Source organism: Acinetobacter sp. CWB-G5, assembly GCF_019209785.1.
In the GTDB taxonomy this organism is placed as follows: domain Bacteria; phylum Pseudomonadota; class Gammaproteobacteria; order Pseudomonadales; family Moraxellaceae; genus Acinetobacter; species Acinetobacter johnsonii.
In genome coordinates, this window is sequence record NZ_JAHUTF010000002.1 from 455,574 (window position 1) to 467,822 (window position 12,249).

The 12,249-nt window shown below is 39.7% G+C and carries 10 protein-coding genes; 6 read left to right on the forward strand and 4 right to left on the reverse strand.

Annotation, left to right across the window (positions count from 1 at the left end; genetic code table 11):
• Window positions 1-123 precede the first annotated feature (123 nt).
• On the forward strand, window positions 124-804 hold the full coding sequence (gene pyrF, locus KVY11_RS06235) for an orotidine-5'-phosphate decarboxylase (RefSeq protein ID WP_371315980.1): 681 nt from the start codon (window positions 124-126) through the stop codon (window positions 802-804).
• A 127-nt stretch (window positions 805-931) separates the two neighbouring features.
• Here the strand turns inward: pyrF and KVY11_RS06240 are convergent, their stop codons facing one another.
• Window positions 932-1,840, reverse strand: a complete 909-nt coding sequence (locus KVY11_RS06240) for a lysine exporter LysO family protein (protein ID WP_184118353.1) — start codon at window positions 1,838-1,840, stop codon at window positions 932-934.
• A gap of 45 nt (window positions 1,841-1,885) precedes the next feature.
• Window positions 1,886-3,391, reverse strand: a complete 1,506-nt coding sequence (locus KVY11_RS06245) for an NAD(P)/FAD-dependent oxidoreductase (protein WP_218288441.1) — start codon at window positions 3,389-3,391, stop codon at window positions 1,886-1,888.
• 148 nt (window positions 3,392-3,539) lie between these two features.
• Between KVY11_RS06245 and KVY11_RS06250 the strand changes: the two genes are divergently transcribed.
• From KVY11_RS06250 to KVY11_RS06265, 4 genes are all read left to right on the forward strand, one after another.
• A complete protein-coding gene (locus tag KVY11_RS06250; RefSeq protein WP_218288442.1) occupies window positions 3,540-4,547 on the forward strand; it encodes an AraC family transcriptional regulator in 1,008 nt (335 codons plus the stop codon).
• Between the two features lie 85 nt (window positions 4,548-4,632).
• Window positions 4,633-5,784 carry a cell division protein ZapE gene (gene zapE / locus KVY11_RS06255; RefSeq protein WP_004696878.1) on the forward strand — a complete coding sequence of 384 codons (1,152 nt, stop codon included), beginning with the start codon at window positions 4,633-4,635 and terminating at the stop codon, window positions 5,782-5,784.
• Between the two features lie 361 nt (window positions 5,785-6,145).
• A complete protein-coding gene (locus KVY11_RS06260) occupies window positions 6,146-8,308 on the forward strand; it encodes a malate synthase G (RefSeq protein WP_218288443.1) in 2,163 nt (720 codons plus the stop codon).
• A 259-nt stretch (window positions 8,309-8,567) separates the two neighbouring features.
• Window positions 8,568-9,230 (forward strand): SOS response-associated peptidase family protein, encoded by a 663-nt coding sequence (locus KVY11_RS06265; protein WP_218288444.1) that lies wholly within the window; start codon window positions 8,568-8,570, stop codon window positions 9,228-9,230.
• 5 nt (window positions 9,231-9,235) lie between these two features.
• Here the strand turns inward: KVY11_RS06265 and KVY11_RS06270 are convergent, their stop codons facing one another.
• A complete protein-coding gene (locus tag KVY11_RS06270; RefSeq protein ID WP_004696885.1) occupies window positions 9,236-9,700 on the reverse strand; it encodes a MarR family winged helix-turn-helix transcriptional regulator in 465 nt (154 codons plus the stop codon).
• A gap of 153 nt (window positions 9,701-9,853) precedes the next feature.
• Window positions 9,854-10,171, reverse strand: coding sequence for a hypothetical protein (locus tag KVY11_RS06275; RefSeq protein ID WP_125274462.1), 318 nt, complete (start codon window positions 10,169-10,171; stop codon window positions 9,854-9,856).
• A gap of 539 nt (window positions 10,172-10,710) precedes the next feature.
• Between KVY11_RS06275 and KVY11_RS06280 the strand changes: the two genes are divergently transcribed.
• Window positions 10,711-12,237 (forward strand): transporter associated domain-containing protein, encoded by a 1,527-nt coding sequence (locus KVY11_RS06280; protein ID WP_168159241.1) that lies wholly within the window; start codon window positions 10,711-10,713, stop codon window positions 12,235-12,237.
• The last annotated feature ends 12 nt before the right edge of the window (window positions 12,238-12,249 follow it).

The window sequence follows — 12,249 nt, forward strand, 5'->3', positions numbered from 1 at the left end:
TATAAAAAGTATATGAATAAAGAACTTAGTTTGAATTTTAAATAGTTTTTAGAAAAATAGTCTTGGTCGTTTTAGGCTTAATCCGTATAATGCCATAATTTTGTGAGTTTGAAGGGTCTCCCCATGAGTATTATTGTTGCCTTAGATGCAAAAAGTCATTATGACGCAATGACGATTGCTGGGCAATTAGACCCTCAATTATGCCGTGTAAAAGTCGGTAAAGAATTATTTACCCATGAAGGCTCATCTATTGTTAAAGCTTTACATGGTGAAGGCTTTGAAGTCTTTTTAGATCTAAAATTTCACGATATCCCAAATACGACTGCGCAAGCGGTATGTGCTGCTGCAGATATGGGGGTTTGGATGGTAAACGTCCATGCTTCAGGTGGCCGTAAAATGATGGAAACCTGCGTTGAGCGCTTAAAGGCTGGCAATTATAATACTCAACTAATTGCAGTAACGGTGTTAACCTCGATGGGCCGTGAAGATTTAGCCGATATTGGTCTGGATATTGAACCATTTGAACAAGTCAAACGTTTAGCAAAATTGACTAAAGACAGTGGTTTAGATGGTGTGGTATGTTCAGCGCAAGAAGCAAAAATGCTGCGTGAGACTTTAGGTTCAGAGTTTGCATTGGTGACACCGGGCATCCGCCCTGAGGGTTCAAGTGCGGATGACCAAAAGCGTATTGTAACGCCAAAACAAGCAATGTTAGACGGTGCAACACATCTAGTGATTGGTCGACCAATTACACAGTCTGTAAACCCGTGTCAGATGCTCAAAGATATTTTAGCGACGCTTTAAGCGACCAGAAATCTAAAAAGCCTTTCATTCGAAAGGCTTTTTTATGGATTAAATTTTAAAAAGAATTGTTGGTGAGCGAAGTGGCAATAGCAAAATAAAAAGACGGCATCGAATAGAGCGCTATGCTTTACAGAGCAGCCAAGACACTCACAACAATCGGCGCCAAAACTGACAGGATGAAACCACTCACCATGGCATGTGGAATAAAGTCATTCCCACATGCTTGTTTGACCATCGGTAGAGTGACATCCATTGCTGTAGCTCCTGCGGATGAAATTGCAGAGCGAGGGTAACGCCAGCCAATGATGTACATAAATACAATCGCAAAAATTTCTCTGAACAAATCATTCATCAGTGCAATACTGCCTAAATGTGCATTCTTTAACTCCGTGACCACAATGCCAGTCATAGAGTAGAAACCATAACCTTGAGACAACATAATCAGGTCTTTTAATTGAATGCTCGGTACAAAATAGGCCGTTACAAACGCCCCAATAATTGAACCCAGAATACAACCAAGTGGAACGAGTAGGATTTGCCAGTTCAACCATGAGTGATCTAGTGGGGAATAGGCTAAATCAAGCCCGATCAGGAACATGAAAACCAGTAACAAGTTCCATGTGCTGATATGAAGGGTATAGCCGAAACCTGAAGATAGTTCCGCCAAACCATAACCCAAGGCCAGTGCGATAAATGCATAACTGATATTGATTAATGATTTGCTCACAAGGCTCATGGACACTTTGCCATGACTCGGTTGATAGCCCAAAAGTTTAAATAATATGTAACAACAGACAAAAGCACCGATACTGGTCATAACTGCTAAAAGCGCTGCATGATTGAGTATTTGCCAAGGCTGGGCAATGCTATGCAAAGTCGTTGAAAACTCAATCGCAATTGCAATTAAGAGAATATAAGTAAAATAGGGCAGGATTTGAAAGGCAAGTCGTTCAAGCCATTTGGGTAAACGACGCGCCAAAACAAATCCAAGTGCTAAACAAATAAGAAGCTGAAAAATCAACCAAAATGATTGCATGTCAAATAAAGTGTGAATAAATACTAACTTATTATGACCGTGATCTTAATTTATTGCTTGACTATCTTGCTTAGAGTTTAAAAAACGATAGTCTGCTGGATTGGCTTTTCGTGTTTTTAGCCAATACTTCCATGTATAGCTGGGCCATAAAGAGAAATTTTTCCCGTCCGCTTGTTGATACCAGCTGACACAGCCAGATTGCCAAATGGTATCTGTAAATTGACTTTGTACATGGTGATTAAATTGGTCTTGAGTATCTGCTTTCACAACGATTGCTTGAGATTGGGTTTTTTCTGTCATCTCGATGAGCTGTAGAATGTAATTTACTTGTGACTCAATCATAAAAATAACCGAGTTATGACCTAAGACTGTATTGGGCCCTAAAAGCTGAAATAAGTTTGGGAAACCTTTGGTGCTAATTCCATAGTAACTTTCGGCCCCATCTTGCCATGCGTCTGTAAGCTCGACATGATTCAGTCCTGTACAGCTAAAGGATTTAAGATAAATACGTGGGTCAGTCACAAAACCTGTGCCATAGATGAGGCAGTCAATTTTACGCTTTTTCCCATCTTTGGTGATGATACTGTCCTCAGTCAATTCCAAAATATCATCGGTAATCAACTCCAAATTTTTACGGTTGAAGCTTGGATAATATTTGTTGGAGACCAAAATGCGTTTACAACCCATAATATAGTTGGGAATCAGCTTATCTGCGGTTACAGGATCTTTGACTTGATGGCGAATATAGGCTTCTGCTAGTTTTTGTGCATATTTCATGACCTGTGGTTTCATAATAGGAACAACACGAGATTCATTTGTCCAATACAGACGAGCTCGATGAATTTTTCGAAACCAATCAAATCGATTAAACAGTGTTTTCTCAATGGGTAAATAACGACGTTCGTCCCGAGGAATAACCCATGCGGCTGTCCTTTGCAGTACGTAAAGTTGTTTCACTTGTTCTGAAATTTCAGGAATATATTGAATCGCGCTACCCCCAGTGCCAATCGAGGCAACATTTTTACTGCTGAGGTCATAGTCATGATCCCACTGTGATGAATGGAAAACTTTGCCTTTAAACTTCTCGATACCCGCAATATGCGGAATTTGCGGTACATGCAACGGACCAGATGCGAAAATGACAAATTGAGCGGTCAGAGTTTCATTTTGATTAAGGGTGAGTTGCCATAAACACTGATTGTCTAAGTAATGTGCAGCACTGACTTCGGTGTGAAAGCGGATATAAGGCTGCAATTGATTTTCAGTGGTAAGTGTTTGCATGTATTGATAAATTTCAGGTGCTTCAGCATAACGTTTAGACCAGTCGGTCTTGGGTGAAAAAGACAAGGAATAGAGATGTGACTGTACATCACAAGCAGCGCCCGGATATTGGTTTTCACGCCATGTGCCACCTATTTCACTGGCTTTTTCCAAAATGACAAAATCACGAATATTGTTTTGTAAAAGGCGAATAGCCATAGCTAAACCGCCAAAGCCTGCACCAATAATGGCGATTTTTACCTGAGGGGTTGTTGAATTTGCTGCCTGCATTTGTTTTTCCTTTTTGTTTTACTTTATTGTAGAGCAACTATCCAGAAGGTCTATGATAGCCTTGACAAGAAAATTGATAGATTCGGCAATTGTTGTGCGCTAGGCGGCTGTAGTAAAACATAGGCCAATATTTTGCTTTTAATTGATTATGAAACGTTCTGTACTTGGCTTGATGTATTTGATTCAAGGAATGCGTAAAGCAGGAGTCGCAGTCGATCAAAAGTTACAAAGCATTGGCTTACGTGTGGAGTCGCTTGATCCGAATGCGATCATTCATCCTGCCCTAGAGTGGGATATTTTGAAAATCATTGCAGAGGATATTGAGCCTGAGCAAGGCTTGTTCATTGGTCAGCATTATGTCTTGGCAGGATATGGCCCTTTACTGATGTTATTGATGACCAGTCCAACGACACATACCGCGTTAGAACAGGGTATTCGCTATCAAAGTTTGACACATTTGAGTGGTTTATTGGGTTTGAAAAAACAAAATGATCAAGTCGCACTGTGTTATCTACCGCGAGACCTACAAACGTCTGTGGGACAGTTGCGTGCACACTCTGAGATAGCGGGAACCTATAAGTTTTTACAAGATATTTATAAGATGATTGGGCTGGAAATGCCTGAGATTCGAATTACTTTACCTATTTCACGACCTGATGATGCGAAAAAACTGGCGCTCTATCAGCAGGTTTATGGTCAACAAGTGAGTTTTGGTACGCAGCAAGCTGAATTTTGGTTTGATGAATGGGTTTTAAATGTACCAATTCCTTCTGCAGATTTGATGACATTTAACGTTTATGCAGGTAAATGTCAGGCGGAATTACAACGTTTGGAAGAAACGGCAGAGCAACCAAGTCTGATTCAACGTGTACAGGATTATTTGGAGTTACAACGTGGTTTACTGCCGACCATGGCTGAAACCGCACAAGCGTTGAATTTGCCAGAGCGAACCTTAAGACACCAGTTGCAACAGTTAAATAGCAGTTATAAACAAATTCGTGAGCAATTAATGAAAGACCGTGCACTACATTTGATGGAATATCAGGAATATTCCATTGAAATGATTGCAGAGTTATTGGGTTACTCGGAGCCTGCAGCCTTTAATCATGCATTTAAACGGTGGTTTGGTTACAGTCCACGACAATATGGGAAATAGCCTAAGCATAATTATGCCAAAGTGTTATATATTAACTTTTCCACTCCGCTATAATTGATATAGCCTAAAAACAGTATTAAATGATATGTCAGATTTTAATTCACCTACCGCATTCAGTCCCTTATCTCCTGCAGAGCGTTATGCTCAAGCCTTAGCATCCGGGCAGTTCATGTCTGATGAGGCACAAGCTCAGGCCGTTCATGAGTTGGATCGCGTTTGGCATGAATTAATTCAACGTTTTAAGGCATCTAAAAAAGCATTCCGTCGTTTTCGCCGTCAAACTTCTCCCCGTGGTGTGTATATGTGGGGTGGTGTAGGCCGTGGTAAAACATGGTTGATGGATCAGTTTTATGACTCAATTCCATTTCGTCGTAAAACACGGATGCATTTTCACCATTTTATGCAACATGTACATCGTGAGCTCAACAAGCTTTCAGGTCAGCGTAACCCTTTAGATGCGGTTGCGGATCAAATTTATAAAGAAGCGGTGGTCATTTGTTTTGATGAGTTTTTTGTCTCAAACGTCACAGATGCTATGATTCTCAGTGATTTGTTCCAAAAGCTTTTTGCACGTGGCATTACCTTGGTGGCAACCTCAAACATTGCGCCAGATGGTTTATATAAAAACGGTATTCACCGCGATCGTTTCATTCCAACCATTGAAATGGTGAAACAGCAGTGTGTGATTTTAAATGTAGATGCAGGCGTGGACTATCGTTTGCGTGTTTTAAAGCAAGCGCAACTCTTTAAATCTCCTTTAACACATGAGCACCAACGTTGGATCGCACAGCGTTTTAGTGCATTGACACAAACCCAAACTATTTCAGATGAGCCGATTATTATTAATAATCGTATTGTAGAAACGGTCGGGCATACTGAAGATGTTTTATGGTGTGAGTACTCAGAGTTGTGTTTAAAACCACGTAGTCCTGCTGACTTTATCGAAATTGCAAATATTTATAATACGGTGTTGGTGAGTAATGTTCCGCATTTGACCGATTATCTTTCTGAAGGGACACGTCGTTTTATTTATCTGGTCGATGAGTTTTATGACCGTGGGGTAAAACTGATTTTAACCTCAGAAGATACAATTATCGATTTGTACTCTGGTGATAAATTAGCCTTTGAAATTGAACGCACGCGTTCACGTTTATTGGAAATGCAATCAGATGATTACTTGAATGAAGCGCATCGACAAATACAAGCTGAAGCAAGTAAACAACAAGAAGAAATTTAAAAATATAAGCACCCAAAAGGGTGCTTTTTTATGTGCATTTTCATCGATTAATTTATCGACTTTTTTGAATAATCATGGCTTAATCAGGATTGAAAATAGGGAGAATATTGGTTTTAAGTGTAATAAACATACAAAACTGCACTTAAGTCTAATTTCGGCATTTCAAAAACTTAATAAACTACTAAAGAGCATTTTGTAAATTGATAATGCCTGGGCCTTGAGCAGTATTTTATTTGGTAGTTTGTATACTTTATTAAATAAAAAATGATCACTATTTCGCACGGTGATATTACTATTCAGCCAAGTTTAAATCGGTATACTAGAATCTCTTGTATAAAAAGTAGCAATATCAGGAAAGACAATGACTGCACGTATTCAAAAAGGCAAGTTAGCGATTGCTAAAGAACTTTACGATTTCATCGAAAATGAAGCACTTCCAGGTTCAGGTTTGGACAGTGAAACTTACTGGAAAAACTTTGAACAAGTCGTTGTCGATCTTAGCCCAAAGAACAAAGCACTATTGGCTAAGCGTGACGACATTCAAGCGAAGATCGATGAATGGCACCGCAACAACAAATTTGAACTTGGAGCTTACAAAGCTTTCCTTACTGAAATTGGCTACTTAGTACCAGAAGTAGAAGATTTCCAAATCAGCACAGAAAATGTAGATGAAGAAATCGCATTATTGGCTGGTGCGCAATTGGTAGTACCTGTGCGTAATGCACGTTACTGCTTAAATGCTGCAAACGCGCGTTGGGGCTCTTTGTACGACGCACTTTACGGTTTTGACGTGATCCCTGAAGACGGTGGCGCGGAAAAAGGTAAAGGCTATAACCCTGTACGTGGCGACAAAGTTATTGCATTTGCGAAAAACTTCTTAAATGAAACCTTCCCATTAGCAAATGGTTCGCATGTTGATGCGACAAAATATGCAGTTGAAGGCAAAAAGTTAGTCGTGACGTTAAAAGACGGTTCGACATCGACTTTGGCTAAAGAAGCACAATTTGTTGGTTTTAATGGCGAAGAATCTGCTCCAACAGAAATCGTACTTTTAAACAATGGCCTACACGTTGTAATTGAAATTGATGCGAACAGCCCAATTGGTAAAACAGATGCCGCTGGCGTAAAAGATTTAGTTCTTGAAGCTGCTGTAACGACTATTCAGGATTTAGAAGATTCGATCGCTGCTGTAGATGCAGAAGAGAAAGTTGAAGGCTACCGTAACTGGTTAGGTTTGATGAAAGGTACACTTTCAGAGTCTATCGAGAAAAATGGTAAAACCGTTACGCGTACTTTGAATAAAGACCGTACGCACAAAAACTTGATTGGCGGTGAAACAAAACTTCATGGTCGTTCATTGATGCTTCTTCGTAACGTGGGTCATCTCATGACCAACCCTGCGATTCTTGTAGATGGTGCTGAAATCTACGAAGGTATCATGGATGCATTAATCACTCCGCTATTGTCTTTCGCAGACATTAAAGGTGAAAACGAAAACAAGAACTCTCGTAAAGGTTCAATGTACATCGTAAAACCTAAAATGCATGGCCCTGAAGAAGTTGCTTTTGCTGTTGAGTTGTTTGAGCGTTCAGAACAAGCGCTTGGCTTGCCTGCAAAAACTTTAAAAATCGGTATCATGGATGAAGAACGTCGTACTTCTGTAAACTTGAAAAACTGTATTGCTCAAGCGAAAGACCGTACGATCTTCATTAACACGGGTTTCATGGACCGTACTGGAGATGAAATCCATACCTTTATGGAAGCAGGTCCATTCGTTCGTAAGGGCGAAGTGAAATCACAAATTTGGTTCCCAGCATATGAAAACCGTAACGTGATGATCGGTCTTCAAGCGGGCTTACGTGGTAAAGCACAAATTGGTAAAGGCATGTGGCCAAAACCAGATATGCTTTTAGACATGTACAAAACCAAGATTGAACATCCAGAAGCGGGCGCAAGCTGTGCATGGGTTCCTTCTCCATCTGGTGCTGTCATTCATGCGATTCACTATCACCAATGCAACGTGTCTGAGCGTCAAAAAGAATTATTGAATACAGAGCCTTTATCATTAGATGATTTGTTAACACCACCTTTAGCGACAGATACCAACTGGACTGAAGAAGAGAAAACCAAAGAGCTTGAAAATAACCTTCAAGGGATCTTGGGTTATGTTGTGCGTTGGGTTGACTTGGGTGTAGGTTGTTCGAAAGTTCCAGACATCAATAACGTGGGTTTAATGGAAGACCGTGCAACTTTACGTATTTCATCTCAACACGTTGCAAACTGGTTACGTCATGGCATCGTATCTGCGGCGCAAGTTGAAGAAGTGATGCAGCGTATGGCGAAAATCGTTGATGAACAAAACGCAAACGATCCGCTTTACACGCCTATGGCACCAAGCTTCGATGGTTATGCATATAAAGCAGCGTATGACTTAGTGTTTAAAGGTGGTGAGCAGCCATCAGGTTATACAGAGCCACTTCTGCATGCTGCACGCTTGAAGTTAAAAGGTTATACAGGTGACTAATCTGTAAATCTAAAAAAGCCTCTTCGGAGGCTTTTTTATTGGCTGAAATAAGTCGTACTGCGTTTATATAGGAAATGAATAAGACTGATTTAATTTTGGGTAATGGTGATCTATAGATTGGGCTTACTCAAGGCTATGAATGGGCTTAAGAGTCGGGCTAAATCAGTATCTCAACTAGACGATGCGGATAAAAGCCTTATACAATTCGCTATATAAATCTCGTCATACTATTGTTAACCATCAAGTTAGATGAAAATCCATGTGTGCTAATTTTAAACCTCTAACCCTTGCTCAAGTACAACAGTTTGGTCTACCTGAAATTCCGTTTGATTATGTCGAAGAAGTCTATCCTGGTTATGAGCTGCCTTTATTGTTCAAATCAAATATAGGTTTTGAGTGGCGTAAGGTACATTTTGGTTTAATACCGAAATGGGCCGAAGATAAGAGTATTGCAACGAAAACCTATAATGCTCGAAGTGAGACACTCTTGCAAAAGGCTAGTTTTATTGAGGCCACTTCCAAATATCAGTTTGGTGTGATCCCAGTTTTTGAATTTTATGAGTCCAAATATATAGAACAAAAGCCGCAGAGATGGGGTGTTAGACGACAGGATAGTCAAGTGATATTTGTTGCTGCACTTTATGAAATCTGTCGTATAGCAGGCGAGGTAGTGCGTTCAGCAACCATGCTTACAATGGATGCTATAGACCACCCAATGATGCGGGAGTTTCATGAGCCGGGTGATGTGAAGCGTTCAGTAATCGTGATTCCACATGAACGCTTAGAGGAGTGGCTCAGCTGGAAATCACCAAATATTCAATCCTTTGTACAAGGCTTTCCTGTTAAAGAGTTTGAATGTTCACATGTGCCGAAAATAAAAGTCGAAAAAGAGAGTCCCCAACTCAACTTTTTCGACTTTTAAGCGGTTTAGCGAGCTAAATTTTTAAACACGTGTTTTAAGCTTTCCATCATTTTTTCAATTTGCAAAGGTGTTAAGCCTTCAAATGATTGCTCAAGGACAACACTGGTGAGATCATTAATCTTATTGGTCATTTCAACACCTTTTTCGGTGAGAAGGACGCGGGTGATACGAGCATCGTCTTCACAAGAATAAGTTTCAACCAATCCTTCATCTTTTAAACGATAAACAATTTTGGTGGTTGTCGACATTTTAGAGACCACCATGTCAGATAAATCAGAAACACTGGCATGTGGCTTTGAATCTAGAGCTAGTAAAATACGACGACGTGAGTTATCTAAACCATACTTTTTTAAAGCGTGATCGACATTGAGTACATACTGTGCATGTACTTGTGTTACCCAGTAAAATGGAAAACTTTCTAAAGAAAAATCTTCAGAACCTGGTAGGAACTTACTGTACTTTTTGGTCATGTGACGGATTCCCCGTGAATCGTATTTTTATTTTATAGATCATTTGAACACATTTTATGTGAACACTCATACACTTATCAATACAAAATTACTGGATTTATCACCATAAACGAAATTTGTTAATGGATAACCTTGGCCAGTAATCAAGAAAATTTAAGCGTGGCTGTTTAGAAGAGACAGGGCATAACTGTCTTTATCCTGATGGAAGCTCACAATACTTTGCGCAAATTGTACAACTTCATCTTCGACTTCAGCATTCTGGTGAGAATCCAAAGAAAGTTTAGCCATCGGAAAACCGTCCTGTAGAACGATAGGCAAGTGCATTTCAAACTTTTGGTTATTATGCGAAACCACAACTTTAACTTGATGCTGATCAAATGAGGAGTCTAAATGCAGATATGCGCCTTCATAGCTAGTATTGGCAAGCATTTTTGACGTTTTATTGAAGGTCAATGCTTTTTCATTGTTCATAGCGATGAATCCTGTCTTCGATTACTTTGATCGGATTGTCAATCCGCGCATCCTTGGTTTGGGTAATTGACCACTTTTACATTAATGCTGGTCGTGTTTCATTTTAGTGAAAAAAATGGATTTGTGAACTAGTGTTTTTAACAAAAAGTGTCATTCTTGGAAATCATAATTGTAGTGAATTGATATTTTTTAACTATTATTAAAATAAATAATTAAATAAAAACAATAATTTGAGTTTTATTTAAGATGTGTTTTATTAGAAAAACTAAAAAATGACCGCCGCGTCTAATCTTTATAGAATGCGACAATTGGCATTAAGTGACAAAATTTCGAACAGAGATTTCGATATTTTTATGTATTTTTTGCATAATAAGTGGTCGAATATTAAAATTTTGTTAAAAACTATAAAAAAATTATTACAACCCAAACATCTCAGGCATAATTATTTCATCTTTAGTTGAACAGGTCACAAATATGGATCCGTCGCCGTGCAGGTCTATGCTTTTAAAACAGAAACATAATTCTGGGGTAATAAAATAATGGAATTTTTATTAGATCCGGGAATATGGGTAAGTTTACTTACACTGATTATATTAGAAATAGTTTTAGGTATTGATAACCTAGTCTTTATTGCCATTTTGGCCGAAAAACTTCCTCCTGAGCAACGTGATAAAGCGCGTGTCATTGGTCTGTCGCTTGCACTTTTAATGCGCTTGGGCTTGTTGTTTATCATTACTTGGTTAGTCACGTTGACTCGACCGCTGATTACGGTATTGGATTGGACATTCTCTGGGCGAGATCTGATTCTTTTATTTGGTGGATTATTCTTAGTTTATAAAGCCGTTACCGAATTGCATGAAAAAATTGAAGGTAAGCCCGAAGTTAAGCTGACCACCAATGTAGTCTATGCAGGTTTCACCGCAGTTGTGGCACAGATTGTGATCCTTGACGCGGTGTTCTCACTGGATTCGGTGATTACCGCGATTGGTATGGTCGACAACATTAATGTGATGATGGTGGCTATGGTCGTTGCCATGGTGGTGATGCTGTTAGCGTCGAAACCATTAATGACTTTTGTAAACCGTCATCCGACTGTGGTCATCTTGTGTTTAAGCTTCTTACTGTTGATTGGTATCAGCCTGATTGCGGAAGGTTTCGGCTTCCACATTCCTAAGGGTTATATCTATTCAGGTATCGGCGTTGCCATTGCGATTGAAGCCTTTAATCAGTTTGGTGAGCGCAATGCGGCAAAACATGAAGCGAAAATTCCACTGCGTCACCGTACTGCAGATTCTATTTTAAAACTCATGGGTGGCAAGATCCAAGCAGAAGACCCTGATCAGCTTCAAGCGCAAGAAACTTTTGCGGATGAGGAACGTTATATGATTGGTGGTGTACTGACATTGGCCGAACGTTCAGTCGCGTCGATCATGACACCACGTAGTCAAATTTCATGGGTCAATCTTGATGATTCACCTGAGAAAATTCGTGAGCAGGTATTGTCTGTGCCGCACAGTTTATTTCCTGTGTGCCGTGGTAGCTTGGATAAAGTGATCAGTATTGCGCGCGCCAAAGAATTGCTCGATGTTTTAGATGATGAAGAGCAATTGAAAGACTTGATCAAACGTCATCGTCCAATTTACATTTTTGAAAAAATGAAAGTCATTGATGCGATTAATACGTTAAGAACGTCTAAAGGTTCATTGGTTTTGGTGAGCGATGAGTTTGGTAATGTGCAAGGACTCGTTTCACCGCTTGACGTATTTGAGGCGATTGCTGGTGAATTTCCCGATGCAGATGAGCAACTTGATTTGGTGAAGGTTGATGATCAGACGTGGAAGGCAACAGGCATGCTGGATTTATATCAGCTGGAACTGGAACTTGGCATGATCGATTTGGTTGAAGAAGATGCAGGCTATATCAGTGTTGCCGGTTTAATCCTAGATAAAACTCATGGTGATGTACACGTTGGAACTCAACTGGACTACCGTGGTGTTCACTTTGAAGTGCTTGAGTTGGATTCAAATCGAATTAAGACAGTCAATATCACCTATCGTACTGCTTAATCCTTGCAAAAA

Bases quoted from the DNA above. Each gene is read 5' to 3' on its own strand.
- pyrF (WP_371315980.1), top strand. From the start codon at position 124: ATGAGTATTATTGTTGCCTTAGATGCAAAAAGTCATTATGACGCAATG.
- KVY11_RS06240 (WP_184118353.1), bottom strand. From the start codon at position 1,840: ATGCAATCATTTTGGTTGATTTTTCAGCTTCTTATTTGTTTAGCACTT.
- KVY11_RS06245 (WP_218288441.1), bottom strand. From the start codon at position 3,391: ATGCAGGCAGCAAATTCAACAACCCCTCAGGTAAAAATCGCCATTATT.
- KVY11_RS06250 (WP_218288442.1), top strand. From the start codon at position 3,540: ATGAAACGTTCTGTACTTGGCTTGATGTATTTGATTCAAGGAATGCGT.
- zapE (WP_004696878.1), top strand. From the start codon at position 4,633: ATGTCAGATTTTAATTCACCTACCGCATTCAGTCCCTTATCTCCTGCA.
- KVY11_RS06260 (WP_218288443.1), top strand. From the start codon at position 6,146: ATGACTGCACGTATTCAAAAAGGCAAGTTAGCGATTGCTAAAGAACTT.
- KVY11_RS06265 (WP_218288444.1), top strand. From the start codon at position 8,568: ATGTGTGCTAATTTTAAACCTCTAACCCTTGCTCAAGTACAACAGTTT.
- KVY11_RS06270 (WP_004696885.1), bottom strand. From the start codon at position 9,700: ATGACCAAAAAGTACAGTAAGTTCCTACCAGGTTCTGAAGATTTTTCT.
- KVY11_RS06275 (WP_125274462.1), bottom strand. From the start codon at position 10,171: ATGAACAATGAAAAAGCATTGACCTTCAATAAAACGTCAAAAATGCTT.
- KVY11_RS06280 (WP_168159241.1), top strand. From the start codon at position 10,711: ATGGAATTTTTATTAGATCCGGGAATATGGGTAAGTTTACTTACACTG.